Below are 24,198 nucleotides of genomic sequence, written 5' to 3'. Positions count from 1 at the left end.
TATCCCACCCCCGTTTCGTGACCGCCGCATGTCCGCGCTTCCGACCTTCCAACCCGCCTGGTGGCTGCCCAATCCGCACCTGCAGACCCTCTGGAGCCCGTTCTTCCGCCGCGGCCCGGCGCTGGAGCGACAGCGCGAGCGCCTGTGGCTGGCCGACGGCGATTTCATCGACCTCGACTGGGCCGGCCCGCACGAGGCCGAGACCCCGCTGGTGCTGGCGCTGCACGGTCTTACCGGTTCCTCCTCCTCGCACTACATCCTCGGCCTCCAGCGCGCCCTGCTGGAACGCGGCTGGGCCAGCGTGGCGCTGAACTGGCGCGGTTGCTCGGGAGAGCCGAACCGCCTGCCGCGCGGCTACCATTCCGGGGTCAGCGACGACCTCGCCGAGGTGGTCGCGCACCTGCGCGCCAGGCGCCCACAGGCGCCGCTGTACGCAGTCGGCTACTCGCTGGGCGGCAACGTGCTGCTCAAGTACCTGGGCGAAACCGCTGGGGACTGCCCGCTGCTCGGCGGCGTCGCGGTGTCGGTGCCGTTCCGCCTGGACGAGTGCGCCGACCGCATCGGCCTGGGCTTTTCCCGGGTCTACCAGGCGCACTTCATGAAGGCCATGCTGGCCTACGTGCAGGACAAGCAGCGGCTGTTCGGCGAACAGGGCCAGGCGGAAGGCCTGGCCGCCCTGCAACGCCTCGGTCCGCTGGAGGGCATGCGCACCTTCTGGGACTTCGACGGCCGGGTCACCGCGCCGCTGCACGGCTTCGCCGACGCCAGGGATTACTATCGGCGCGCTTCCAGCCGCTACTACCTGCCGGAAATCCGCACGCCGAGCCTGATCATCCATTCCAGCGACGATCCCTTCGTGTTCGCCCGCAGCCTGCCCGAACGCAGCGAGCTGGCGCCCTGTACCGAACTGGAGCTGCATGCCCGCGGTGGCCATGTCGGCTTCGTCGGCGGCTCGCCGCGGCAGCCCAGCTACTACCTGGAACGGCGCATCCCCGACTGGCTGGAGGCACGCCTGCGGCAGCGCTGAGCTGGCCTGCGCCAGTCGATGGACGGCAGAATGGCCGCTGGCTGGAGGACAACGAGGGGCGAATGGATCTGAAGCTGCGCCACAACCCGGTACTCGACGACGCCGACTGCGAGGCGATCCTGGCGATCCACGCGGCGGTCGGCTGGGACCGGCGCATGCCGGCCGCCGAGCTGCGCACGCTCTACCAGCATTCCAGCTACTACCTGCTGGCCGAACACGACGGCCGCCTGGTCGGCCTGCTGCGTGCCGAGGAAGAAACCCCGATCCGCGTCTGGCTGGCGGAAATCGCCGTGCTGCCCGGCGCACAGAGCAGCGGCGTCGGCGCTGCCCTGCTGCGGCGCTTCGCCGAGGATCACCGCGGCGCCTTCCTGTTCACCGACGCCACCCTCGGCACCGAGGCCTTCTTCCGCCGCCATGGCATCCACATCCAGCAGGTGCTGGAGAAAACCCCGCGCGATCAGAGCGGTACGTAGAGCCGCTCGGAAATCCCGTCCACCGCCTCCTGGGCCTGCGCCTCGATGTGCCCGCTCTCCAGCGCCAGCACCTGGTAGATGCCACGGCGCAGCTGCGCCTCGCTGAGGTCGCCGTCGAGATCGAGGGTGGTGCAGAGGAAGCGCACCCAGGAGGTGAGGATGATCCAGGCGTTGAGGGTCAGGGCCTCCAGCTGGGTCTCGTTCATCCGCAGGATGCCGGCCTCGGTGAAGCCCCGGTAGATCGCCTTGGCGTTGACCAGGCAGCGCTGGGCGAAGGCGCGGTAGCGCGCCGCCAGCTCCGGGTCGCTTTCCAGCAGGTGCTCGAGGTCGCGGTGGAGGAAGCGGTAGCGCCACATCGCGGCCAGTAGCGCTTCCAGATAGAAGGTCTTGTCGTCCACCGTCACCCCCGCCCTTCGGGCAGGCGCAGGAAGCTCTCGACGTGGCTTTCGTACTCGGCGAACAGCTCGGCGATGATCGCCTGCTTGTTCGGGTAGTGGTAGTAGAGGTTCCCAGGCGATATACCCAGGTGGGTGGCGATATGGTTGGTGGTGACGCTGCGCTCGCCCTGGGCGTTGAACAGTTCCAGGCTGGCCTGGGCGATGCGGTCGCGGGTCTTGATGCGTGGGGCCATGGGGACGACGGGCTCGTTCGGGTAACAGTGCGGGGCGCGGCCCGCCGTGACAGCGTAGAAGGTACACAAAGCCGACGGCCCGGGTCAGCCCCCGGGGCGGCAGCCGACGACCGGCCCGCCTTTCGTTGGGTACGCAAGCGCCGGGCCGGCAGGCATGCTGTTTGACACTTTAGAGTATTTACTCTAGAAATCCAGCGACGCAGCGAAATTCATCGGACCGAGCCAGGTCCGCCATAACGACAGACGCGCGGCCACGCAGCCGCCCACGCTTCGCCGAGGAGCCAGCCCATGGTCGCCGATATCGCCTACCTGCAGCAGAGCCAGCAGGAAATCAACCAGCTCGAAGCCCTCTTCGTCCGCCAGCGCGCCGCCTACCTGGCGCAGCCGATGCCTGACGCCACGCAGCGCGTGGAATGGCTGAAGGCCCTGCGCGACCTGCTGTTCAAGGAGCAGAAGGCACTGATCGAAGCCATCGACCGGGACTTCAGCGCGCGCTCCGCCGACGAGACCCTGCTCGCCGAGATCATGCCCAGCCTGCACGGCATCCACTACGCCGCCAAGCGCGTGAAGAAATGGATGAAGCCGGCGCGCCGCGCGGTCGGCCTGCAATTCCAGCCGGCCTCGGCCCAGGTGGTGTACCAGCCGCTGGGCGTGGTCGGGGTGATCGTGCCGTGGAACTATCCGCTGTTCCTCTCCATCGGCCCGCTGACCGGCGCCCTCGCCGCCGGCAATCGGGTGATGATCAAGATGAGCGAATCGACCCCGGCCACCGGGCGCCTGCTCAAGGACCTGCTGGCGCGAATCTTCCCCGAGGACCAGGTCGCCGTGGTGCTCGGCGAGGTGGACGTCGGCGTGGCCTTCTCCAAGCTGCCGTTCGACCACCTGCTGTTCACCGGCGCCACCAGCGTCGGCAAGCACGTGATGCGCGCCGCCGCCGAGAACCTGACCCCGGTGACCCTGGAGCTGGGCGGCAAGTCGCCGGCGATCGTCTCCGACAGCGTGCCGATGAAGGACGCCGCCGAGCGTATCGCCTTCGGCAAGAGCCTCAACGCCGGGCAGACCTGCGTCGCGCCCGACTACGTGCTGGTACCGAGCCGGCGCGTCGAGGAATTCGTCAGCCGGTACAAGGAGGTGGTCCAGGGCTTCTTCCCGCGTCTTTCGGACAACCCCGACTACACCGCGATCATCAACGAGCGCCAGCTCGGCCGTCTCCAGGGCTACCTCGACGACGCCCGCGAGAAGGGCGCGACCCTCGTCCCGCTGTTCGCCGAAGGCCAGCAACGGCGCCTGCCGCAGACGCTGCTGCTGAACGTCAGCGACGACATGAAAGTGATGCAGGAGGAAATCTTCGGCCCGCTGCTGCCGGTGATCCCCTACGAGCGCCTGGAAGACGCCCTGGCCTACGTCAACCAGCGCCCGCGGCCGCTGGCCCTGTACTACTTCGGCTACGACAAGGCACAGCAGCGGCGCGTGCTGCACGAGACCCACTCGGGCGGCGTGTGCCTGAACGACACCCTGCTGCACGTCGCCCAGGACGACATCCCGTTCGGTGGCGTCGGCCCCTCCGGCATGGGCCACTACCATGGCCACGAAGGCTTCCTCACCTTCAGCAAGGCCAAGGGCGTGTTCAGCAAGCCGCGCTTCAACGCCGCGCGGATGATCTACCCCCCCTACGGCAAGTCGATCCAGAAGCTCGTCTACAAGCTGTTCGTGCGCTGAACCGGGGCGCGTGCGGCGCCCCCTCATTCCTACGCTGCAGGTGACATAACAACAATGAGCGACACCACTCTCGAAAGCGCCGGCCTGTCCCGACGCAGCCTGATGAAGGTCGGCCTGATCGGCGGCGCTTTCCTCGCCACCGCGGGCGTCACCGCCAGCCTCACCGGCTGTTCGGCGGAGAAACCGGCGAACGGCCTGGAAAAGGTCCGCGAATCCGACCTGCCGTTCCTCCGTGCGCTGCTGCCGGTGATGCTGCTCGGCGCGGTTTCCGCCGAGCAGATGCCGAAAGCCGTGGAGGGCGCGATCCAGAGCCTCGACCACAACCTGGCGCGACTCTCCCCGGAGATGTTCAAGCTCACCCGGCAACTCTTCGACGTGCTGGCCCTGCCGCTCACCCGCGGCCCGCTGACCGGTATCTGGGGCAGTTGGGAGAGTGCCAGCGGCGACGACGTGCGGGCGTTCCTCTCGCGCTGGGAAAACAGCTTCATCGGCCTGTTGCGAATGGGCCACAGCTCGCTGATGCAACTGGCGATGATGGCCTGGTACGCCCGCCCCGAGGCGTGGGCCCACTGCGGCTATCCCGGACCGCCGAAGATCGCTTGAGCCGCCCCGGAACAATACGAAAAGCCCGAAGCCGCCTAGCCTGAGAGTGCATTCATGCCTGTACCCGATCTGTTCGCCGAGGGCCTCGCCCGCGGCTGGAAAACCTACAACGGTTCGCGCCTGGACCACGACCTGGAACTGGAGGCCGACGTGGTCGTGGTCGGCACCGGCGCCGGCGGCGGCACCACCGCGGAAATCCTCAGCGCCGCCGGCCTGAAGGTGCTGCTGGTGGAAGAGGGCCCGCTGAAGACCAGCAGCGATTTCAGGATGCAGGAGGCCGACGCCTACCCCGAGCTGTACCAGGAAGGCATCGGCCGGATGAGCAAGGACGGCGCCATCACCATCCTCCAGGGGCGCGCCGTGGGCGGCACCACCCTGATCAACTGGACCAGCAGCTTCCGCACCCCGGAACCGACCCTGCAACATTGGGCCCAGGTCTACGGGGTCAAGGGCCACAGCGCGGAGGACATGGCGCCCTGGTTCGAGAAAATGGAGCAGCGCCTGCACGTGGCACCCTGGGCGCTGCCGCCGAATGCCAACAACGACGTGATCCGCCTGGGCTGCGAGAAGCTCGGCTATCACTGGAAGGTCATCCCGCGCAACGTCCTCGGCTGCTGGAACCTCGGCTACTGCGGCATGGGCTGCCCGGTCAACGCCAAGCAGTCGATGCTGGTCACCACCATCCCGGCGACTCTCGACAAGGGCGGCGAGCTGCTCTACCTGGCGCGCGCCAACCGCCTGCTGCTGGAGGGCGACAAGGTGACGGGCCTCGAATGCCTGGGCATGGACGAGCGCTGCGTGGCGCCCAACGGCCGCAAGGTCAAGGTCCGGGCCAGGCACTACGTGCTCTCCGGTGGTGGCATCAACACCCCGGCGATTCTCCTCCGCTCGAAGGCGCCTGACCCGAGCCAACGGGTCGGCAAGCGTACCTTCCTGCACACGGTGAATTTCAGCGCGGCGCTGTTCGACCGGGTGATCAATCCCTTCTACGGCGCACCGCAGTCGATCTACTCCGACCATTTCCAATGGGACGACGGCGTCACCGGACGCATGTCCTACAAACTGGAGGTGCCGCCGCTGCAACCGTCGCTGGCCTCGGTGCTGCTCGGCGGCTTCGGCAGCGACAACGCCCTGCGCATGGAACAGCTACCGCATACCAACATGATGCTCGCCCTGCTCCGCGACGGCTTCCACCCCGACAGCGCGGAGGGCTCGGTAGGCCTGCGCGGCGACGACACCCCGGTGCTCGACTACCGGATGACCGACTACACCTGGGACGGTATCCGCCGTGCCTTCCATACCATGGCGGAGATCCAGTTCGCCGCCGGCGCCCGGGAAGTGCGACCGGTGCACAGCGACGCGCACAACGCGAAGAACCTGCAGGAAGCGCGGGAGATCATCGACGGCCTGCGCCTGGAGATCTACCGCACGCGCCTGGGCAGCGCCCACGTCATGGGCGGCTGCGCCATGGGCGAAGACCCGGCCGTGGCGGTGGCCGACAGCCTCGGCCGCCACCACCACCTGCAGAACCTGTCGATCCACGACGGCTCGCTGTTCCCCACCAGCATCGGCGCCAACCCGCAGCTCTCGGTCTACGGCCTCACCGCGCAACTGGCCAGCGCGCTGGCCGAACGCCTGAAGGCCTGAGCCGGCGGCGCTACCGGCGCGGCGCCATCAGACCTATGGGCTAAAGGCTGATGGCCCGTGCGTCTTGGCCGCACGGGCATCCCTGCGCTACCATCCGATTCCCTTACGAAACCCTGCCAGGACGTAGCGATGAACCGAGTGCTGTACCCAGGCACCTTCGATCCCATCACCAAGGGTCACGGCGATCTGATCGAACGTGCTTCACGGCTTTTCGACCATGTGATCATCGCGGTCGCCGCCAGCCCGAAGAAGAATCCCCTGTTCAGCCTGGAACAGCGGGTGGCGCTGGCCCAGGAGGTCACCAAGCACCTGCCGAACGTCGAGGTGGTGGGCTTCTCCACCCTGCTGGCGCACTTCGTCAAGGAACAGAAGGCGAATGTCTTCCTCCGCGGCCTGCGCGCGGTTTCCGACTTCGAGTACGAGTTCCAGCTGGCCAACATGAACCGCCAGCTGGCCCCCGACGTGGAAAGCATGTTCCTCACCCCGTCGGAGAAGTATTCCTTCATTTCCTCGACCCTGGTCCGGGAAATCGCCGCCCTCGGCGGGGATATCAGCAAGTTCGTGCATCCGGCCGTGGCAGACGCCCTGGCGGAACGCTTCAAGCGCTGATCCGTCCCTCTCGCCGGCCTCCCGTCGGCGCTCCGCGTGCACTGCGGGCGCCGATGCGGCACAATTCCGCCATTCCCGTTACCGATGCCGTGGCTGTCCGTCGCGGTTGGAGTTGTTAGATGTCCCTGAAAATCACTGACGATTGCATCAACTGCGACGTCTGCGAACCCGAATGCCCGAACGGCGCGATCTCGCAGGGCGAAGAAATCTATGTGATCGATCCCAATCTCTGCACCGAGTGCGTCGGCCACTACGACGAGCCGCAGTGCCAGCAGGTCTGTCCGGTGGACTGCATTCCCCTCGACGAGGCCAATGTCGAGAGCAAGGACCAGTTGATGGAGAAGTACCGCAAGATCACCGGCAAGGCCTGATCCCCGCCGGCGCCTGTCCTCCAGGGACGGTTCGCGCCCGGTCCGACGCGCTTTTGGCTATCCTTGGCAATCCAGTCTGAGGCGTTCGCGGTCCCGTCCCGCGAACGCCGCTGAACAGTGAGCCGCCATGTCCTTCCTGAACCTGCCCGTCCGTACCCTGGTCGCCGCCTGCGGCCTGACCCTGCTCAGCCTCGCGGCGCAAGCCGACAGCCTTCGTGGCGACGCCCGGCCGCCACAGCAGGCGGCCGTCGCCACGCCGCACCCGGCCGCCACCGTCGCCGGCCTGGAAACCCTGGCCAATGGCGGCAACGCCTTCGACGCCGCGGTGGCCATCGCCGCCGCTCTGGCGGTGGCCGAGCCCTATGGATCGGGCCTCGGCGGCGGTGGATTCTTCCTCCTGCGCCAGGCCGGCGCGCAGCCGACCTACCGTTTCCTCGACGCCCGCGAGCGCGCGCCGAAGGCCGCCTACGCCGACATGTACCGGCGCAACGGCAAGGTCGACCCCAGGCTGTCCGTCAACGGCCCGCTGGCGGCGGCGATTCCCGGCCTGCCGGCGGCACTGGTCGAGCTGACCGGCCGCTACGGACGCCAGCCACTGGCCGACAACCTGGTACCGGCGATCCGCCTGGCGGTGGACGGCGTGTCCGTCGACCGGATCTACCGCGACCGCGCCAGCATGCGCCTGGAAGCGATGCGCAAGGACCCGGAGACCGCGCGAATCTTCCTCGACAAGGGCGGGATTCCCGACGAATGGAACCTGCTGCGCCAACCGCAGCTGGCACGCACCCTGGAACGCCTCGGGCGCTACGGGCGGATCGGCTTCTACGAAGGCGAGACAGCGGACAAGCTGCTCGCCGGGGTGCGCGCCGGCGGCGGCGTCTGGAGCGCCGCCGACCTCCGCGACTACCGGGTGATCGAACGCCGCCCGCTGGAGGTGAAGCTGGCCAACGGCCGCGAACTGATCAGCGCACCGCCGCCCTCGGCCGGCGGCGTCGCCCTGGCGCAGAGCCTGCAGATGCTTGAACAGCTGCCGTGGCAGAAGGCCGAGCCGGTGCAGCGCGCCCATTACGTGCTGGAAGTGCTGCGGCGCGCCTACCGCGACCGCGGCCTGCTCGGCGACCCGGATTTCGTCGCCAATCCGCTGCCCCGGCTGCTGGCGCCGGACTACCTGAAGCGCCTCGCCGCCGGCATCGACCCGCGCCGCGCCACGCCCAGCGCGGCGCTGCCGGAGGCGCCGGCCTGGCGCGAAGGCGACCACACCACCCACTTCGCGGTGATCGACGCCCAGGGCAACGCGGTGGCCGCCACTCTCTCGGTGAACCTGCCGTTCGGCGCCGCCTTCACCGTTCCCGGCACCGGCGTGGTGCTAAACAACGAGATGGATGACTTCGCCGCCGACACCCAGGGCGCCAACAGCTACGGCCTGGCCGGCAGCCAGGCGAACGCGGTGGCGGCCGGCAAGCGGCCGCTGTCGAGCATGAGCCCGAGCTTCCTGGAAAGCCCCACGGACTTCGCCGCCTTCGGCACGCCGGGCGGCAGCCGCATCCCGAGCATGGTGCTGATCTCGATGCTGCAGTACTTCGACGGCCGCCCGGTCGGGCAGTGGGTCGCCGCGCCGCGCTATCACCACCAGTACAAGCCGGACGTCGTCGAGTACGAACCGCGCGCCTTCAGCGATGCCGAGGCCGCCGAGCTGCGTCGGCGCGGCTATCAGCTCAAGCGTCTGGAGCGCAGCTACGGCAACCAGCAGGTGCTCTATTGGGACAAGCGTAGCGGCCGCGTAGACGCCGCCAGCGACCCACGCGGGATCGGCTACTCGTCTCTGTCCCTGGAGGCGCAAGCGCAGCCTCGGCCGCACTGAACAAACGAGAGACGGCGCTGAAAAATGTTCGACGATCTCACCCAGTTAGGCGCCGCGTAGGGATTTCGCCGACGAGTCCGGCGGGCAATCCAGGCGGCGGGCCTCACTGGCTCGCCGCTTCGGCCGCCTGTATCGCATCCTCCGCACCGATTTCCACCGCCTCCGGCTCGGACGGTGCACTCTCCACCCCACGGCCGGAGTGCCGGCGATCGGCGGCACCGGAGCAGTCGGCGATGCCGGACAGCTCTCCATCCAGCGCAGCGTGAACCCAGTTTTCCAGGCGGGTATACCAGGCAGCCTGGTCGGCGCTCTCCAGCCAGGCGATGGCATCCGCATCCTGCTGCTGCGCGGCCTTTTCCAGCCAGAGCCGCGCTTGCAGCTTGTTCATCCCGGCACCGGAACCGTTCCAGTAGGCCTCGCCCACCTTGAACTGGGCGCGGGCATCCCCTTGGCTCGCTGCCTTGCAGAACCACTGGAAGGCCTTTTCCCGGCTGGCGGCATAGCGGTCCAGCAGGGCGGCTTCCTCGTCGGAGGAAGGGACGGCAGAATCGCTCTGCAAGTCGTCCAGGTAGAACCATCCCAGATTGGTTTCGGCGTCTTCGCTACCGCTGGCCGCCGCACGTTCGAACCAGCTCCCGGCCTTGACCCGGTCCTGGTCGACCCCCTCGCCTCTCCAGTAGAGAACGCCCATTTCATTCTGGGCGCCGGCATCCCCCTGCTCCGCGGCCTTCCGGAACCAGCGTGCCGCCTCGGTCTTGTCCTCGCGACCGCCGTCACCATCGCGATAGAGCATGGCCAGCTGGATCTGCGCGCGGGCCATCCCCGCGCCGGCAGCCTTGCCCCACCATTCGCGCGCGCTGACGTAGTTCTGCTGCTGGTAGAAGTAGGCGCCGAAATCGAACAGGGCCTGCGGCTCGCCCGTCTCGGCGGCCTGGCGGAGGCGGGTGAATTCGGCGAGCGGCTCATCGCCGCGCCGGTCGTCCAGCCCGGCCTCGGACCGCTCGCTAGCGAAGTCGGACGTTGCGTCCTCAGCCCAGGCGAATGAAGGTACGGCAAGAGCGAGGAGGAAGAAGAATACCCACTGGCTGAACATACGCGAAAATCCTTATCGTGGTTGAGTCGGTCGACCAGCCCTGGTCGACCTTGTGACCTTTGCTCTGCAGGACACTGTCACCATCGGAGAGTCCGATCAAGTGCAGGGTATGGTCCAAGCGGAACCCCTGTCATCGCAGATGCGCCGCCATAGCTGCCGCATCAGTACAGGCATGGCCTGCCACCTGCCGTGGTGGAAGAAAAAGCTTGACCCGATCTCCGGGGCGGGTTGGCCCCTGCAATGCATCGAGAAAACAAAAAGCCGGTCGATGACCGGCTTTTTTTCATCCCGCTGAAAACTCAGCTTTCGTCGTGGTTGTAGCCGCTGGTGGTGCAGCCCAGGCAACGGACGAAGGCTTCCTTGCCCGGATCGACCACCAGCGCCTGCCCGGCCTTGCCAACGCTGCCGCTGGCCGCGGTGAACGGCAGGCTGACCACGAAGGCCACGGCGCCGATGGCCGTGGCGGCGATCAGGAACGGACGGGCGATGAGCAGGTCGCCGATCATGGCGTACGCGGGTGGCGCGTCGGCGGTGTACATCGGGTCGCCGCTGGCGTTTTCCTGTACGGCATCCGCCAGCGCGGGCATCGACGACAGCCCGGTGGTCAGCGCCAGCACGAGCGCGGTGGTGCGAAACAGGTTCATGGAGGCGGTCCTTTCTGGTTTTTTGGTTGGGCAGATATCGCCTAACTATAACAGCGCTGCGGGTAGTGCCAGCGTGACCGCCTTCAATCGCCGAGGAATGCGTAGTGCGGCTTTTTCGGGATGAACGGCCGGTAGAAGCCGATCAGGCCGCGCAGGTCGGCGTCCTCGTTGCCGGTCGGCCAGAAGGGTTCGCCGATGACGATCCGCCGGTTCTCGTAGTCCAGAGCCGCCGGCACCACCGGCACGCCGGCGCCGCGGGCGATGTGGTAGAAGCCCATGCGCCAGCGGTCGACCTTCTTGCGCGTGCCTTCCGGGGCGATGATCAGCATGAACTCGCGGTGCTCGCCGAAGGCCTGGATCGCCTGGTCTACGGTATTCAGCTTCAGATGGCGCTGGATCGGGATGCCGCCCCAGCGCCGCATCAGTCCGCCCAGCGGGCCGTTGAACAGGGTGTGCTTGCCGAACCAGCGGGCGTTCAGGCGCAGGACGAACTTGGCGGCGAGGAAGGCCACGAAGTCCCAGTTCGAGGTGTGGTGGGCGCCGATCACCACGAACTTGTCGAGCGCGGGCAATTGGCCCTCGATCTTCCAGCCGGAGAGTTTCAGCATGGCATGGCCGAGCGACTCGACCAGGGTATTGCGAGGCAGGTAGTTGCCGGACATCGTGCACCTTTCTTATGGCAGGCCGCTCACCGTGGCGGCCCTTCTTCTGGCGGTAGAGTACGCGCTGCGCGGCGTTTCAGCGTTGGCAGCGCGGGCAGTACACGCTGGCGCGCTGGCCTAGGCGGATCTCGCGCAGGGTGCTGCCGCAGACCTTGCAGAACTCCCCGCCACGACCGTAGACGAACAATTCCTGCTGGAAGTAACCGGGCTGGCCGTCGCCGCCGACGAAATCGCGCAGGGTGGTGCCGCCGCGCTCGATGGCGATCGCCAGGATCCGCTTGATCTCCTCGGCCAGGCGCAGGTAGCGCGCCTTGGAGATGCTCCCGGCGGGCTTGCGCGGGTCGATGCCGGCGGCGAACAGCGCTTCGCTGGCGTAGATATTGCCGACCCCGACCACCACCGCGTTGTCCATGATGAACGGTTTGACCGCCATGCTCCGCCCACGCGACAGCTCGAACAGACGCTGGCCGGCGAAGGCATCGGTCAAGGGTTCCGGACCGAGGTTGCGCAGCAGTTCGTGCTCCAGCGGAGCCAGGCTCCAGAGCATCGCGCCGAAGCGCCGCGGGTCGGTGTAGCGCAGGGACATCCCGGAGGCCAGCTCGATGTCGACGTGCTCGTGGCGGCTGGCCGGGGTGCCGCTCTCGACCAGCCGCAGGCTGCCGGACATGCCGAGGTGGCTGATCAGGGTGCCGGCCTCGGCGCCCAGCAGCAGGTACTTGGCGCGCCGCTCGACGCTGACGATGCGTTGTCCGGACAGGCGCACGTCCAGGTCTTCGGGGATCGGCCAGCGCAGGCGCCGCTCGCGCACGATGACGCGCTCGACGCGCTGGCCTTCGAGGTAGGGGGCGATGCCCCGGCGGGTGGTTTCGACTTCGGGTAGTTCAGGCATGGCGGCAGCAATCCGGTTGACCGCCGCACCTTAGCAGGAAGCGCCGCGGCGCGACCAGTCAGTAGCTGCCCTGGCCGACGCCCAGCTCGAGGATCGAGCTTTTGAGGTTCTCGAAGTCATAGTCGGTGAGACCGACGTAGTCCAGCACCAGCGCGCCGATGCTGTTCCACTCGTGGTCTTCCGGCTGGTTGCCGAGAATCCGGTGCGAGCCGCAGATGTGCTCGGCCATCTTCAGGATCGCCAGCAGGTTCTTCAGCTGGGTGTCGCGTGCCGACTCGTCGCCGAAGATCGACAACGCGTTGTGGTGGTTGGCGATCGCCTCGCAGACGTGCTCCGGCAGGCGCCAGGAGCGCGCCGTGTAGTAGCCGACCACCGCGTGGTTGGTGTTCAGCACGCGGTTCTCGGTGTCCACCACCCGGCGTTCGTCGCTGGCCGCGGCGTAGGCCTCTTCCAGCACCGCCATGTAGTGCGGGAAGCGCTTGAGCATCAGCGGGATGCCGCAGTTGTGGAACAGGCCGAGGGCGTAGGCCTCGTCCACCGATTCGTAGCCGATCCGCTTGGCCAGGCTCAGGCAGCTCATGGCCACGTCCTGGGCGGTGTCCCAGAAACGGTTGAGGGTGACGATGGTGTCGTCGCTCATCTCGCCCTTGATCGACTGGGCGTTGATCAGGTTGATCACCGAGCGGCTGCCCAGCAGGTTCACCGCGCGCTGGATCGAAGTGATGCGGTTGGCCAGGCCGAAGAACGGCGAGTTCACCAGCTTCAGCAGGGCGCCGGAAAGGCCCGGGTCCTGGCTGATCAGCCTGGCGATGTTCTTCAGGTCCGGATTGGGCATGACCTGCTCCATCTGCAGGTCGACCATGATCTGGGGTTGCGGCGGCACGCTGATGCCTTGCAGGGCCTGGCGGATCTGCTCGGCGGTGAGTTCTTGGACCATGAGGGGCGAAGGCGAAAGTTGACGGTGCGCGCAGTTTACCCGGAGAACCCCGCCATGGGGCGGGCTTCTGCCGGAAAAGCGGCGCCAGGCAACGGACATGGAACTTTTCCCGCAGCCGCCAGGGTCGGAATGAATACCCCTTCTGATATCGGGAGACACGCCATGACCCAATCCCTGCACGGCAAGGTCGTCGCCGCCCTGGTGACCGACGGTTTCGAACAGGTCGAACTGACCGGTCCGAAAAAGGCCCTGGAAGACGCCGGCGCCACGGTAAGGATTCTTTCCGACAAGAGCGGCGAAGTGCGCGGCTGGAACCATCACCAGCCAGCCGACGCCTTCCGCGTCGACGGCACCTTCGAAGACGCCAGCCTGGACGACTACGACGCCCTGCTGCTGCCCGGAGGGGTGGTCAATTCCGACCAGATCCGCAGCCTGGCCAAGGCCCAGGAACTGGTGATCCGCGCCGAGCAGGCGAGCAAGCCGGTGGCGGTGATCTGCCACGGCGCCTGGCTGCTGATCTCCGCCGGCCTGGTGCAGGGCCGTACTCTGACCAGTTGGCCGTCGCTCAAGGACGACATCAACAATGCCGGCGGCCACTGGGTGGACCAGGAAGTCGCGGTGGACGGCAAGCTGGTCAGCAGCCGCAAACCCGACGACATCCCCGCCTTCAGCCGTCGCTTCATCGACATCCTCGCCGGCTGAACGGCTCGCGTTCGCGCAGCGGCGAACCCCGTCGCTGCGCTATAATCGCGCTCTTTTGCCGGAGCCTTTCCCATGACCCTGCCCAGCTTGCGTCTCAAAGCCAACGCCGAGCGCCGCCTGCGCGCCGGTCACCTGTGGGTCTACAGCAACGAGGTGGATGTCGCCGCGACGCCACTGAACGCCTTCGCCGCCGGCGACCAGGCCGTGCTGGAAATGGCCAACGGCAAGCCGCTGGGAATCGTCGCGCTGAGCCCGAACAATCTCATCTGCGGCCGCCTCATTTCCCGCGATACCAAGCACATTCTCGACAAATCGCTGCTGGTTCATCGCATCAACATCGCCCTCAGCCTGCGCGAGCGGCTTTTCGACAAGCCGTTCTACCGGCTGGTCTACGGTGATTCCGACCTGCTGCCCGGCCTGGTGGTCGACCGCTTCGGCGACGTGCTGGTGGTGCAACTGGCTTCCGCCGCCATGGAACTGCGCAAGGACGAGGTGCTCGCCGCCCTGCTGCAGGTGCTCAAGCCTGCCGCCGTGCTCTGGAAGAACGACTCCAGCGCGCGCGACGCCGAGGGCCTGGAGCGCTACGTGGCCAACGCCTACGGCGAGGTGCCGGAGTGGGTCGCCCTGGAAGAGAACGGCGTGAGGTTCGAGGCGCCGGTGCTGGCCGGGCAGAAGACCGGCTGGTTCTACGACCACCGCATGAACCGCGCGCGCCTGGCGCCCTACGTACAGGGCAAGCGGGTCCTCGACCTGTTCAGCTATATCGGTGGCTGGGGCATCCAGGCCGCCGCCTTCGGCGCCAGCGAAGTGATGTGCGTGGACGCGTCCGCCTTCGCCCTCGACGGCGTCGAGCGCAACGCGGCGCTGAACGGCGTGGCGGAGAAGGTCGCCTGCGTCGAGGGCGACGTGTTCGAGGCGCTGCGTGAGCTGAAGGCCGCCGACGAGCGCTTCGACGTGGTGATCGCCGACCCGCCGGCCTTCATCAAGCGCAAGAAGGACCTGAAGAACGGCGAGGCCGCCTACCGCCGTCTCAACGAACAGGCCATGCGCCTGCTGAGCAAGGACGGCATCCTGGTCAGCGCCTCCTGCTCGATGCACCTGCCCGAGAACGACCTGCAGGACATCCTGATCGGCAGCGCCCGCCATCTCGACCGCAACATCCAGCTGCTCGAGCGCGGCGGCCAGGGCCCCGATCACCCGGTGCACCTGGCGATCCCGGAAACCCGCTACATCAAGAGCCTGACCTGCCGCTTGCTGCCCAACGGCTGAACCCGTCCCGGCGGATGAGCGCCTGCGCTCATCCGCCCTACAGCCAGCGCAGCTCATGGCGCGACGGGCGGCGCAAGACGCCAGCCCGGTCGCGACGCGCCGTTCCGCCGACCGCCAGCCTTCCCCATTCGCCCGCTCTGGGCTTAGAATCCGGGCATTCCTCGCCAATCATCCCCCGGCGGGCAGTGAGCCCAGGCCGTCGCCAATGGTGACCCCATTCAGACCCCGGCCAACTCCGTACACTCGGCTATTCCCCGTTTGCATCCGGTTCCCTCGACGCTCACGATACAGTCATAACCCGAACCTGATTAGCCGCAGGAAATCGTCATGCCCGATTACCGTTCGAAAACCTCCACCCACGGCCGCAACATGGCCGGCGCCCGCGCCCTCTGGCGCGCCACCGGGATGAAGGACGAAGACTTCAAGAAGCCGATCATCGCCATCGCCAACTCCTTCACCCAGTTCGTGCCCGGCCACGTGCACCTGAAGGACCTCGGCCAGCTGGTCGCCCGCGAGATCGAGAAGGCCGGCGGCGTGGCCAAGGAATTCAACACCATCGCCGTCGACGACGGCATCGCCATGGGCCACGACGGCATGCTCTATTCGCTGCCGAGCCGGGAGATCATCGCCGACTCCGTGGAATACATGGTCAACGCCCACTGCGCCGACGCCATCGTCTGCATCTCCAACTGCGACAAGATCACCCCCGGCATGCTGATGGCCGCGCTGCGCCTGAACATCCCGGTAGTGTTCGTCTCCGGCGGGCCGATGGAGGCCGGCAAGACCAAGCTGGCCAGCCACGGCCTGGACCTGGTCGACGCCATGGTGGTGGCCGCCGACGACTCCTGCTCCGACGAGAAGGTCGCCGAGTACGAGCGCAGCGCCTGCCCGACCTGCGGCTCCTGCTCCGGCATGTTCACCGCCAACTCGATGAACTGCCTGACCGAGGCCCTCGGCCTGTCGCTGCCGGGCAACGGCTCGACCCTGGCCACCCACGCAGACCGCGAGCAGTTGTTCCTGCGCGCCGGGCGCCTGGCCGTGGAACTCTGCCAGCGCTACTACGGCGAAGGCGACGACAGCGTGCTGCCGCGCAACATCGCCAACTTCAAGGCCTTCGAGAACGCCATGACCCTGGACATCGCCATGGGCGGCTCGACCAATACCATCCTGCACCTGCTGGCCGCCGCCCAGGAGGCCGAGGTGCCGTTCGACCTGCGCGACATCGACCGCCTGTCGCGCAAGGTGCCGCAACTGTGCAAGGTGGCGCCGAACATCCAGAAGTACCACATGGAAGACGTGCATCGCGCCGGCGGCATCTTCTCCATCCTCGGCGAACTGGCCCGTGGCGGACTGCTGCATACCGACGTCGCCACCGTGCACAGCCCGAGCATGGCCGACGCCATCGCCCGGTGGGACATCACCCAGACCCGCGACGAAGCCGTGCACGCCTTCTTCAAGGCCGGTCCGGCGGGCATCCCGACCCAGACCGCGTTCAGCCAGAACACCCGCTGGCCGAGCCTGGACGACGACCGCGCCGAGGGCTGCATCCGCAGCGTCGAGCATGCCTATTCCAAGGAAGGCGGGCTGGCCGTGCTCTACGGCAACATCGCTCTCGACGGCTGCGTGGTGAAGACCGCCGGGGTCGACGAGTCGATCCACGTGTTCGAAGGCAGCGCGAAGATCTTCGAAAGCCAGGACGCCGCGGTGAAAGGCATCCTCGGCGACGAGGTGAAGGCCGGCGACATCGTGATCGTCCGCTACGAAGGGCCGAAGGGCGGGCCGGGCATGCAGGAAATGCTCTATCCGACCAGCTACCTGAAGTCCAAGGGCCTGGGCAAGCAGTGCGCCCTGCTCACCGACGGGCGCTTCTCCGGCGGCACCTCGGGCCTGTCCATCGGCCATGCCTCCCCGGAAGCCGCCGCCGGCGGCGCCATCGGCCTGGTGCAGGACGGCGACAAGGTGCTGATCGACATTCCCAATCGCTCGATCAACCTGCTGGTCAGCGACGAAGAACTCGCCGCCCGCCGCGTCGAACAGGACAAGAAGGGCTGGAAGCCGGCCGCGCCGCGCGCCCGTCGCGTCAGCACCGCGCTCAAGGCCTACGCCCTGCTCGCCACCAGCGCCGACAAGGGCGCGGTACGCAACAAGGCGCTGCTGGACGGCTGAATCGTCCCGCGACGAAAAAAGCCCGGTCCCGCGCCGGGCTTTTTCATTCGCGCGTGCGCACGCCGAATGGCGGATAACCGCAAGCGGTTATTCGCCCTACCGCTCACCCACGTTCCAACCGTAGGGCGCATGACGCCACCGGCGTTATCCACCGACATGCGGCGCAGCCAGGCCTGGGCGAGACCGCGTTCGCCCAGTAAAATCGCGCTCTTTTTCCCCGGACCGCCACCATGAGTTCCCTGCAAAGCCCGTCGGACGCCAGCCCCCGCAACGACCTGGTCTACGGCCTGGACGACCGTCCCAGCGCTCCCATCGCCCTGCTCGCCGCCCTCCAGCATCTGCTGGCGATCATCGTGCCGATCGTCACCCCCGGCCTGCTGATCTGCCAGGCGCTGGGCGTATCGCCGCGCGACACCAACCTGATCGTGTCGATGTCGCTGGTGATCTCCGGCATCGCCACCTTCGTCCAGTGCAAGCGCTTCGGCCCGTTCGGCGCCGGACTGCTGATCGTCCAGGGCACCAGCTTCAACTTCGTCGGCCCGCTGATCGCCGGCGGGGCGCTGATGGTCAAGCAGGGCACGCCGGTGGAAAGCGTGATGGCGGCGATCTTCGGCGTGGTCATCGCCGGCTCCTTCGTCGAGATGGGCATCTCGCGCATACTGCCGTTCGTCAAGCGGTTGATCACCCCGCTGGTGACCGGCATCGTCGTGCTGATGATCGGCCTGACCCTGATCAAGGTCGGCCTGATCAGCATGGGCGGCGGCTTCTCGGCGATGTCCGACGGTACCTTCGCCAACGGCGAGAACCTGCTGCTGTCCGGCGTGGTGCTGGGCATCATCGTGGTGCTCAACCGCATCCCGGTGGTATGGATGCGCAGCTGCGCCATCGTCATCGCCCTGGCCGTCGGCTACGCGCTGGCCGGCTACCTCGGTCGCCTGGACTTCACCGGCATGCACCAGGCCGAGCTGTTCCAGGTACCGACCCCGCTGCACTTCGGCCTGGACTTCTCCTGGCCGCTGTTCATCCCGATGCTGGTGATCTACCTGGTCACCTCCCTGGAAGCCATCGGCGACGTCACCGCCACCAGCAAGGTGTCGAAGCAGCCGGTGGAAGGCCCGCTGTGGATGCAGCGGATCAAGGGCGGCGTGCTGGTGAACGGCGCCAACTCGTTCCTTGCCGGTATCTTCAATACCTTCCCCAGCTCGGTGTTCGCCCAGAACAACGGAGTGATCCAGCTCACCGGCGTGGCCAGCCGCTACGTCGGCCTGTGGATCGCCGCCATGCTGGTCCTGCTCGGCCTGTTCCCGAGCGTCGCCGGGGTCATCCAGGCGGTGCCGGAGCCGGTGCTGGGCGGCGCGGCGATGGTGATGTTCGGCGCGGTGGCCGCTTCGGGCATCAACATCCTCGCCGGCATCCAGCTGGACCGCCGCGCCCTGCTGATCATCGCCGTGTCCCTGGCCCTCGGCCTGGGCGTTTCGCAGGTGCCGGAGTTCCTCGCGCACATGCCCGCGGCGCTGCGCAACGTGCTGGAATCCGGGGTCGCCACCGGCGGCATCTGCGCCCTGCTGCTGAACTGGTTCCTGCCGGAAAGCCCGGCCCAGAAGGCCGCACACTGATACGCGCGGCGCCACCTCCGGGTGGCGTCGCGGTTTTCGCCGACAGGGTTTTCTTACCCGGCCAATGGTTGGGTATGATCGACGGCAGGGCCATGTCCATCGGCCCCTCTTCCGTCCCGCAACCCGGACCCGCGCCCATGCCCCAGTCCCGCCGCCCGTTGCGCATCGGCCTGATCGCCGACACCCATGGCCTGCTCCGGCCCGAGGCGCTGGAACGGCTGCGCGGCTGCGACCAGCTGATCCACGCCGGCGACATCGGCAAGCCGGAAATCCTCGCCGAGCTGGAGCGCCTGGCGCCGCTCTCGGTGGTCCGTGGCAACAACGACACCCAGGACTGGGCGGCGGACATTCCCGAGCGCCTGCTGCTGAAGATCGGCCGGTTGACCCTGTACGTGCTGCACGATCTCAAGCGACTCGACCTCGACCCGGCCGCCGAAGGCATCGACGTGGTGGTCGCCGGCCACTCGCACAAACCGTTGAAGGAAGAGCGCGACGGCGTGCTCTACCTCAACCCGGGCAGCGCCGGGCCGCGGCGCTTCAGCTTGCCGATCGGGATCGGCGTGCTGGAAGTGGCGGGGAAGAAGGTCGAGGCGCAGCTGATCACCCTCTGACCCCGCCTGGCACCGTCAGCGGCGCTCCCACACCTCGAAGGCGTAGGCCGGCGCATCGTCAGCCGCGGCGTGCTCGATGCTCGACGCCAGGCGCCAGCCCGCGTCATCGATCTCGGGGAAAAAGGCGTCGCCTTCCGGCGCCAGGCCCACCCGGGTCAGGTACAGACGCTCGGCGCGCGGCAAGGCCTCGGCATAGAGCTGGGCACCGCCGATCAGCATCAGCTCGTCGGCGTCCTCCGCCTGCGCCCACGCCTCGGCGCGCACCAGCGCGGCGTCCAGGCTGGCGAACACTTCCGCGCCCTCCAGCGCCAGGCCGGCCTGGCGGCTGACCACCAGGTTGAGCCGGCCCGGCAGCGGCCGGCCCAGCGAGTCCCAGGTCTTGCGCCCCATGATCACCGGTTTGCCGAGGGTCATCGCCTTGAAATGCCTGAGGTCGGCCGGCAGGCGCCAGGGCAGGCGGTTGTCGATGCCGATCGCGCGGTTCTCGCCAAGGGCGGCGATCATCGCCAGCGGTCGTGCCATGGGGTTACCTCATCGTGGAAGGACAAAGGCGCGAGGATAAACACTCGCGCCGGCGGACTCCAGACCAACCGCGCGGCGCTCCCCAGCGGCCCGCCATCAGTTACAAGGGATTGGCATAGGGCGGCACCCGCATGAAGAAGGTGCCATCCTCGTTGACCTGGGTGGTGCCGGTCGCCAGGACCTTGCGGTAGTCCCGCAGGTTGAAGGTCAGCACCTGCTCCGGCTTCTCGGTCTTCAGCAGCACCTGGGCGTAGGTGATGAGGATTTCGAAGATCTTCAGGTCGCCGGACTGTAGCCAGAGGAAGGACGGGCCCGCCACGGCCGGCGGGCTGAACACCGGCGACGGCCGGCCGGGCGCCTGGGAGAAACGCAGGTGCAGGCCCTGGTCGTCGAGCCATGCCTCCTGTACGTGGCCGTCGATGCCCAGCAGCGGGAAGACCTTGCGGTAGTCCAGGCGCATGGCGCTGCCGACCAGGCTCGCCCCCGGCCGATCGAGGCTGACCAGCGCCGACATCGGCAGGCCGACCAGGCTCATCGCCCCGTACAGCGGCAGGCCGATCACCTTCAACTGGTCGGGACGATAGACCAGCGCGCCGCTGCCCGCGTCCACCTCCACGCCGCCGCCCAGCCGCAACGGCAGCCACGGCCCTACCCCAAACGGACGCACCCGCCCCTCCACCTCCAGGCGTCCCGCCGCGCTGTTCATGCGAAAGTCCTTCAGCATGGTCCCGTCATAGGCGAGGATGTGCTCGTTGAACAGGTTGGCCAGTTGCCGCGGGCTGAGCAGCACCTCGCCTTCCATCACCTGGAAATGCATGTCCTGCGGGCGGTCGAAGTCCACCGGCTGGCCGGCCCGGTTCGGCACCAGCCAGCCCTTCACCTCGGGCACGTGGAAACCGATGTTGCCGCGCAGGTACATGTCCACGTTGCGCAGCAGTATGCCGACGCCATCCTGGCCGGAATCCGCCGGCCCGGCCGCACGCATGGGCAGCGGCAGCGGCGCCGGCGGGACCTGCCGGTACCAGCCCTCGCGCAGCAGGGCCAGTTCGCGCTGCTGCCTGTCGATGGCGCTTTCGGCCTGGGCCGCGCCGGCCGCCAACAGGCAGCAGCCGAGCAGCGGCACGCCCCACGGACGCCGGCTCACAGCCGTGCCTCCAGCGGCGCCGGCGCCTTCACCGGCGACACGGCGATCTGCACCATGCCGTCCTCGCGCAGGCGGATCACGCCATTCTGCAGTTGCCGCCGGTAGTCGTAGAGGTTGAACAGCAGCGGCCGCTCGGGGCTGAGGCTGGTGAACAGGGCGTAGGCCTTGACCAGCACGGTGCGCGCCATCTTGATGTCGCCGCCCTCGATGAACATGTAGCTGTCCGGCGCCCGCAGCGCCGGCCATTGCAGGCTGTCCAGGGGATCGCCGAGGGCCAGTTGCAGGCCGCCGTCGGCCAGGGCCAGGCGGCTGACGCGGAAGTCCAGGCGCGGCGGCGGGAACAAACCGTCGAGGTCGACGCGGATGCGGTTGCCGACCAGTTCCATGTGCCGGGTCTTCAGCTTCAGCACCTCGGACATCTCGATCGAGGCGGCCGCCAGCGACGAAGTGACCTCGACCCCGTCGACGAAGATCCGCCGCGGTATCAGGGTCACCTCCAGCGGACCGCTCGGCTCGATCTCGGTGAGCATCCGCAACGGCCGCCAGCGGCCCTTGCGCAACAACTCGCCACGCACTTCCTGACCGTCCTTGCGGGTGCTCATCCTGAGGTTGCGCACGGCGGCGCGGGACGCGGCGAGGTCCTGATTGAGCAGGGTCGCCAGGGTGGCGTCGCTGACGAAGATCTCGCCGGCCTGGATCCGCGCCACCATCGCCGTCGGATCGTCGAGCAACAAGGGCGTGCCGGGACGAGACGGTTCCATGCGGATCAGCATGCGCCGGATGAAGAAACCGATGTCGTCGTGCAGGCGGAAGTCGGTATCGGCGATCCACAGCCGCGAACTCGCCGACCCCGAGCCGCGAGCTCCGACGCTCGCCTCCAGCGCGCGCGGCGGCACGCCGCTCATCAGGCTGTCCGGCTGGCGCCCCCAGTCATCGGTAGCGGCCGTCGGCACACGCGCTTCGACGCGGGCCGGCGGCGCCACGGCCTGGCCGCCACCATGGGCATCGAAGGCCAGCCAGGCACCCAGCAACAGGCAGGCCAGTTGCAGCGACAGGCAGGGAAACGCGGAGGCAGGTTGCGGGGAGGCCATGGCCGGTCCTCTCATTGTTATGCGAGCGCCCGTCACCCTATACCCTGCCCCGGCCGGCCGCCCCTTTCGTTGGATTGGCCGGGAAAACGCCGACGTCGACACGCTGGCAGCGATTGTCACGGGAATGTCGCGAAACGGGCAAAGAAGTATCACCTGGCTGCGTCACTCTGCTGGACTGGAACACTCCCGAACCGCCGACGAGGACCCGTCATGCAATCAGCCTTCCTGCGCCGCCAGCTCGGCGCCGCCTGCCTGCTGCTCGCCGCTGGCCTGGCCAGCGCCGCCTCCGCCTCCGCCGACACCGGCAATGTGCAACGCGCCATCGACTGGGCCCAGGGCCAGGCCTCCGCCCGCCACCCGGCCGGCCAGGAGCGCTCGCCGCTGGTCATCGCCCACCGGGGCGCCAGTGGTTACGTACCGGAACACACCCTGGGCGCCTACGCCCTGGCGGTGATGATGGGCGCCGACTACATCGAGCCGGACCTGGTGATGACCCGCGACGGCAAGATGGTCGCGCGCCACGACAACGAGCTGGGCCTGACCACCGATGTCGCCCGGCACCCCGAATTCGCCGACCGCAAGCGCACGCAGAAAGTCGACGGAGTGGAACTCACCGGCTGGTTCAGCGAAGACTTCACCCTCGCCGAACTGAAGACCCTGCGCGCCATCGAGCGCATCCCCACGATCCGCCCGGGCAATGCGCGCCTGGACGGCACCTTCGAGATTCCCACCCTGCAGGAGATCATCGATCTGGTGAAAAGCCTGCAAATCAGCCAGCAGCGCAGCATCGGCCTGTACCCGGAGATCAAGCACGGCACCCACTTCCAGCGCCTCGGCCTGGCCATGGAGCGTCCGCTGGTGAAGACCCTGCACCGCAACGGCTACCTCGGTCCGCGCGCGCCGGTATTCATCCAGTCCTTCGAGGTGAACAACCTGAAGGAACTCAAGCGCCTCACCGGCATCCGCCTGATCCAGCTCTACGGCAGCGGCCAGCCCTATGACCAGCAGGCCACCGGCGGCAGCCTGACCTACGCCGAGATGGCCACCGCCAAGGGCCTGCGCCAAGTGGCGCGCTACGCCTACGGGGTCGGTCCGGACAAGAGCTACGTGATTCCCCGCGATGCCAACGACAACCTCGGCCAGCCGACCCGCTTCGTCGGCGACGCCCACGCCGCCGGGCTGAAGGTGCATCCCTACACCTTCCGCGCGGAAAACAGCTTCCTTCCGGCGGAATTCCGCAGCGCCGACGGCAACCCGCAGTCACGCGGCGACCTGGCCGGCGAGATCAGGGCCTACCTCGACGCCGGCATCGACGGTCTGTTCAGCGACCAGCCGGACGTCGCCGTGCGCCTGCGCGAACAGCGCTGACGGTGTCGCGGACGGCGCCCGGGCACGGCGCCGTCCTCACGGGCAGCCGATATAGCTGTCGAACGGCGGCGCCTTGCCCTTTTCCAACGCTTCCTGCCTGATCCTCCGGCAAAGCCGCCGATCACGCTCATGCATGGCGTCGATGGACGGATTGCCGGTGGGCTCCGCGTCCTGTGGCTCCTTGACGCCAAAGGTCACCAACGGTTGTTCCGGCGCCAGGCGGAAGCGCGCCGGCGCTTCCACCTTCTCCTTGCGCGGCTGCGGCTCCGCCGTCAGCGCCGGCAACTGGTCGGCCGCCACGCCGTAGCGTTGCAGCAACGAACCGTCGGGCAACTCGTCGGCCAGCGTGCCGGTCATTGCCAGCCACAGCGCCAGAGGCCATCGGCGTACCACCTTCATCTCGCGCTCCTCTTGCCCCGGCGCCGAACGCTTTCGCCACGGCGCCAGTCGAAATACCACGCCCATCGCCCGCCGTCGCGAAGGCCGGCATGAGCCGCATGGGTGCTTTTTGCTATGTTTGCGCTGATCAGACGCCTTTGTCCG

Annotated in this window: 23 protein-coding genes and 1 pseudogene; 14 read left to right on the top strand and 10 right to left on the bottom strand. The window is 67.8% G+C overall.

Annotation, left to right across the window (positions count from 1 at the left end; genetic code table 11):
- Positions 1–28: 28 nt before the first annotated feature.
- Positions 29–1,027: a hydrolase gene (locus B7D75_RS01815; protein ID WP_034079244.1), complete on the top strand. Its 999-nt coding sequence runs from the start codon at positions 29–31 to the stop codon at positions 1,025–1,027.
- Between the two features lie 62 nt (positions 1,028–1,089).
- Complete coding sequence (locus tag B7D75_RS01810; protein WP_053813237.1) at positions 1,090–1,500, top strand: GNAT family N-acetyltransferase; 411 nt, start codon at positions 1,090–1,092, stop codon at positions 1,498–1,500.
- Here the strand turns inward: B7D75_RS01810 and B7D75_RS01805 are convergent.
- Positions 1,485–2,131 (bottom strand): annotated as a pseudogene (locus B7D75_RS01805) (TetR/AcrR family transcriptional regulator). The gene B7D75_RS01810 and the pseudogene B7D75_RS01805 overlap by 16 nt on opposite strands.
- Before the next feature lie 288 nt (positions 2,132–2,419).
- Between B7D75_RS01805 and B7D75_RS01800 the strand changes: the two are divergent.
- The 6 genes from B7D75_RS01800 (at position 2,420) to ggt (ending at position 8,941) form a co-directional block, all read left to right on the top strand.
- Positions 2,420–3,850 (top strand): coniferyl aldehyde dehydrogenase, encoded by a 1,431-nt coding sequence (locus B7D75_RS01800; protein ID WP_043103775.1) that lies wholly within the window; start codon positions 2,420–2,422, stop codon positions 3,848–3,850.
- A 54-nt stretch (positions 3,851–3,904) separates the two neighbouring features.
- Positions 3,905–4,453: a hypothetical protein gene (locus B7D75_RS01795; protein ID WP_003154456.1), complete on the top strand. Its 549-nt coding sequence runs from the start codon at positions 3,905–3,907 to the stop codon at positions 4,451–4,453.
- 54 nt (positions 4,454–4,507) lie between these two features.
- Positions 4,508–6,100, top strand: coding sequence for a GMC family oxidoreductase (locus B7D75_RS01790; protein ID WP_003154458.1), 1,593 nt, complete (start codon positions 4,508–4,510; stop codon positions 6,098–6,100).
- 129 nt (positions 6,101–6,229) lie between these two features.
- The gene (gene coaD / locus B7D75_RS01785; protein WP_003084466.1) at positions 6,230–6,709 is read left to right on the top strand and encodes a pantetheine-phosphate adenylyltransferase; all 480 of its coding nucleotides are present in this window, start codon (positions 6,230–6,232) and stop codon (positions 6,707–6,709) included.
- A 119-nt stretch (positions 6,710–6,828) separates the two neighbouring features.
- Complete coding sequence (locus B7D75_RS01780) at positions 6,829–7,080, top strand: YfhL family 4Fe-4S dicluster ferredoxin (RefSeq protein ID WP_012073972.1); 252 nt, start codon at positions 6,829–6,831, stop codon at positions 7,078–7,080.
- Positions 7,081–7,207: 127 nt separating this feature from the next.
- The gene (ggt, locus tag B7D75_RS01775) at positions 7,208–8,941 is read left to right on the top strand and encodes a gamma-glutamyltransferase (RefSeq protein WP_107113686.1); all 1,734 of its coding nucleotides are present in this window, start codon (positions 7,208–7,210) and stop codon (positions 8,939–8,941) included.
- Positions 8,942–9,044: 103 nt separating this feature from the next.
- Here ggt and B7D75_RS01770 read toward each other — a convergent pair whose 3' ends face one another.
- The 5 genes from B7D75_RS01770 to B7D75_RS01750 all read right to left on the bottom strand — a co-directional run bounded on the left by B7D75_RS01770 (position 9,045) and on the right by B7D75_RS01750 (position 13,112).
- Positions 9,045–10,034, bottom strand: coding sequence for a tetratricopeptide repeat protein (locus tag B7D75_RS01770; RefSeq protein WP_107113685.1), 990 nt, complete (start codon positions 10,032–10,034; stop codon positions 9,045–9,047).
- 299 nt (positions 10,035–10,333) lie between these two features.
- Entirely contained in the window at positions 10,334–10,678 is a 345-nt protein-coding gene (locus B7D75_RS01765) for a hypothetical protein (protein WP_012073969.1), read from the bottom strand.
- A gap of 83 nt (positions 10,679–10,761) precedes the next feature.
- Positions 10,762–11,340: a lysophospholipid acyltransferase family protein gene (locus B7D75_RS01760; RefSeq protein ID WP_012073968.1), complete on the bottom strand. Its 579-nt coding sequence runs from the start codon at positions 11,338–11,340 to the stop codon at positions 10,762–10,764.
- Positions 11,341–11,416: 76 nt separating this feature from the next.
- Positions 11,417–12,229: a bifunctional DNA-formamidopyrimidine glycosylase/DNA-(apurinic or apyrimidinic site) lyase gene (mutM, locus tag B7D75_RS01755; protein WP_004368457.1), complete on the bottom strand. Its 813-nt coding sequence runs from the start codon at positions 12,227–12,229 to the stop codon at positions 11,417–11,419.
- A gap of 58 nt (positions 12,230–12,287) precedes the next feature.
- Positions 12,288–13,112 (bottom strand): HDOD domain-containing protein, encoded by an 825-nt coding sequence (locus B7D75_RS01750; protein ID WP_074197250.1) that lies wholly within the window; start codon positions 13,110–13,112, stop codon positions 12,288–12,290.
- A 216-nt stretch (positions 13,113–13,328) separates the two neighbouring features.
- Here B7D75_RS01750 and pfpI point away from each other — a divergent pair, with 216 nt between their 5' ends.
- The 5 genes from pfpI to B7D75_RS01725 all read left to right on the top strand — a co-directional run bounded on the left by pfpI (position 13,329) and on the right by B7D75_RS01725 (position 19,530).
- Positions 13,329–13,868: a protease PfpI gene (gene pfpI, locus B7D75_RS01745; protein WP_033997959.1), complete on the top strand. Its 540-nt coding sequence runs from the start codon at positions 13,329–13,331 to the stop codon at positions 13,866–13,868.
- Between the two features lie 72 nt (positions 13,869–13,940).
- A complete protein-coding gene (locus tag B7D75_RS01740) occupies positions 13,941–15,137 on the top strand; it encodes a class I SAM-dependent rRNA methyltransferase (protein ID WP_043103766.1) in 1,197 nt (398 codons plus the stop codon).
- Between the two features lie 327 nt (positions 15,138–15,464).
- Positions 15,465–17,303 (top strand): dihydroxy-acid dehydratase, encoded by a 1,839-nt coding sequence (ilvD, locus tag B7D75_RS01735; RefSeq protein ID WP_107113684.1) that lies wholly within the window; start codon positions 15,465–15,467, stop codon positions 17,301–17,303.
- A gap of 230 nt (positions 17,304–17,533) precedes the next feature.
- Positions 17,534–18,919 (top strand): nucleobase:cation symporter-2 family protein, encoded by a 1,386-nt coding sequence (locus B7D75_RS01730; protein WP_058130044.1) that lies wholly within the window; start codon positions 17,534–17,536, stop codon positions 18,917–18,919.
- 137 nt (positions 18,920–19,056) lie between these two features.
- Positions 19,057–19,530, top strand: a complete 474-nt coding sequence (locus B7D75_RS01725) for a metallophosphoesterase family protein (protein WP_004368471.1) — start codon at positions 19,057–19,059, stop codon at positions 19,528–19,530.
- A gap of 15 nt (positions 19,531–19,545) precedes the next feature.
- Here the strand turns inward: B7D75_RS01725 and B7D75_RS01720 are convergent, their stop codons facing one another.
- The 3 genes from B7D75_RS01720 to B7D75_RS01710 all read right to left on the bottom strand — a co-directional run bounded on the left by B7D75_RS01720 (position 19,546) and on the right by B7D75_RS01710 (position 22,287).
- The gene (locus tag B7D75_RS01720) at positions 19,546–20,052 is read right to left on the bottom strand and encodes a dihydrofolate reductase (protein ID WP_043103761.1); all 507 of its coding nucleotides are present in this window, start codon (positions 20,050–20,052) and stop codon (positions 19,546–19,548) included.
- Positions 20,053–20,152: 100 nt separating this feature from the next.
- A complete protein-coding gene (locus B7D75_RS01715; protein WP_107113683.1) occupies positions 20,153–21,196 on the bottom strand; it encodes a hypothetical protein in 1,044 nt (347 codons plus the stop codon).
- The gene (locus B7D75_RS01710; protein WP_107113682.1) at positions 21,193–22,287 is read right to left on the bottom strand and encodes a hypothetical protein; all 1,095 of its coding nucleotides are present in this window, start codon (positions 22,285–22,287) and stop codon (positions 21,193–21,195) included. Before B7D75_RS01710 ends, B7D75_RS01715 begins: the two co-directional genes overlap by 4 nt.
- A gap of 210 nt (positions 22,288–22,497) precedes the next feature.
- On the opposite strand from B7D75_RS01710, the gene B7D75_RS01705 reads away from it, so the two are divergent.
- Positions 22,498–23,655, top strand: a complete 1,158-nt coding sequence (locus B7D75_RS01705) for a glycerophosphodiester phosphodiesterase (RefSeq protein WP_053806525.1) — start codon at positions 22,498–22,500, stop codon at positions 23,653–23,655.
- 36 nt (positions 23,656–23,691) lie between these two features.
- Here the strand turns inward: B7D75_RS01705 and B7D75_RS01700 are convergent, their stop codons facing one another.
- Entirely contained in the window at positions 23,692–24,054 is a 363-nt protein-coding gene (locus tag B7D75_RS01700; RefSeq protein ID WP_053816530.1) for a hypothetical protein, read from the bottom strand.
- Positions 24,055–24,198: the final 144 nt, after the last annotated feature.

The organism is Pseudomonas paraeruginosa (assembly GCF_003025345.2).
GTDB classification, from domain to species: domain Bacteria; phylum Pseudomonadota; class Gammaproteobacteria; order Pseudomonadales; family Pseudomonadaceae; genus Pseudomonas; species Pseudomonas paraeruginosa.
The sequence above is the reverse complement of the archived record's forward strand: the minus strand, read 5'-3'. Positions and strand labels throughout refer to the sequence as shown.

What these genes read in the sequence shown, in the direction of transcription:
- B7D75_RS01815 (WP_034079244.1), top strand. Translation starts at nt 29, where the DNA reads ATGTCCGCGCTTCCGACCTTCCAACCCGCCTGGTGGCTGCCCAATCCG.
- B7D75_RS01810 (WP_053813237.1), top strand. Translation starts at nt 1,090, where the DNA reads ATGGATCTGAAGCTGCGCCACAACCCGGTACTCGACGACGCCGACTGC.
- B7D75_RS01800 (WP_043103775.1), top strand. Translation starts at nt 2,420, where the DNA reads ATGGTCGCCGATATCGCCTACCTGCAGCAGAGCCAGCAGGAAATCAAC.
- B7D75_RS01795 (WP_003154456.1), top strand. Translation starts at nt 3,905, where the DNA reads ATGAGCGACACCACTCTCGAAAGCGCCGGCCTGTCCCGACGCAGCCTG.
- B7D75_RS01790 (WP_003154458.1), top strand. Translation starts at nt 4,508, where the DNA reads ATGCCTGTACCCGATCTGTTCGCCGAGGGCCTCGCCCGCGGCTGGAAA.
- coaD (WP_003084466.1), top strand. Translation starts at nt 6,230, where the DNA reads ATGAACCGAGTGCTGTACCCAGGCACCTTCGATCCCATCACCAAGGGT.
- B7D75_RS01780 (WP_012073972.1), top strand. Translation starts at nt 6,829, where the DNA reads ATGTCCCTGAAAATCACTGACGATTGCATCAACTGCGACGTCTGCGAA.
- ggt (WP_107113686.1), top strand. Translation starts at nt 7,208, where the DNA reads ATGTCCTTCCTGAACCTGCCCGTCCGTACCCTGGTCGCCGCCTGCGGC.
- B7D75_RS01770 (WP_107113685.1), bottom strand. Translation starts at nt 10,034, where the DNA reads ATGTTCAGCCAGTGGGTATTCTTCTTCCTCCTCGCTCTTGCCGTACCT.
- B7D75_RS01765 (WP_012073969.1), bottom strand. Translation starts at nt 10,678, where the DNA reads ATGAACCTGTTTCGCACCACCGCGCTCGTGCTGGCGCTGACCACCGGG.
- B7D75_RS01760 (WP_012073968.1), bottom strand. Translation starts at nt 11,340, where the DNA reads ATGTCCGGCAACTACCTGCCTCGCAATACCCTGGTCGAGTCGCTCGGC.
- mutM (WP_004368457.1), bottom strand. Translation starts at nt 12,229, where the DNA reads ATGCCTGAACTACCCGAAGTCGAAACCACCCGCCGGGGCATCGCCCCC.
- pfpI (WP_033997959.1), top strand. Translation starts at nt 13,329, where the DNA reads ATGACCCAATCCCTGCACGGCAAGGTCGTCGCCGCCCTGGTGACCGAC.
- B7D75_RS01740 (WP_043103766.1), top strand. Translation starts at nt 13,941, where the DNA reads ATGACCCTGCCCAGCTTGCGTCTCAAAGCCAACGCCGAGCGCCGCCTG.
- ilvD (WP_107113684.1), top strand. Translation starts at nt 15,465, where the DNA reads ATGCCCGATTACCGTTCGAAAACCTCCACCCACGGCCGCAACATGGCC.
- B7D75_RS01730 (WP_058130044.1), top strand. Translation starts at nt 17,534, where the DNA reads ATGAGTTCCCTGCAAAGCCCGTCGGACGCCAGCCCCCGCAACGACCTG.
- B7D75_RS01725 (WP_004368471.1), top strand. Translation starts at nt 19,057, where the DNA reads ATGCCCCAGTCCCGCCGCCCGTTGCGCATCGGCCTGATCGCCGACACC.
- B7D75_RS01720 (WP_043103761.1), bottom strand. Translation starts at nt 20,052, where the DNA reads ATGGCACGACCGCTGGCGATGATCGCCGCCCTTGGCGAGAACCGCGCG.
- B7D75_RS01710 (WP_107113682.1), bottom strand. Translation starts at nt 22,287, where the DNA reads ATGGCCTCCCCGCAACCTGCCTCCGCGTTTCCCTGCCTGTCGCTGCAA.
- B7D75_RS01705 (WP_053806525.1), top strand. Translation starts at nt 22,498, where the DNA reads ATGCAATCAGCCTTCCTGCGCCGCCAGCTCGGCGCCGCCTGCCTGCTG.
- B7D75_RS01700 (WP_053816530.1), bottom strand. Translation starts at nt 24,054, where the DNA reads ATGAAGGTGGTACGCCGATGGCCTCTGGCGCTGTGGCTGGCAATGACC.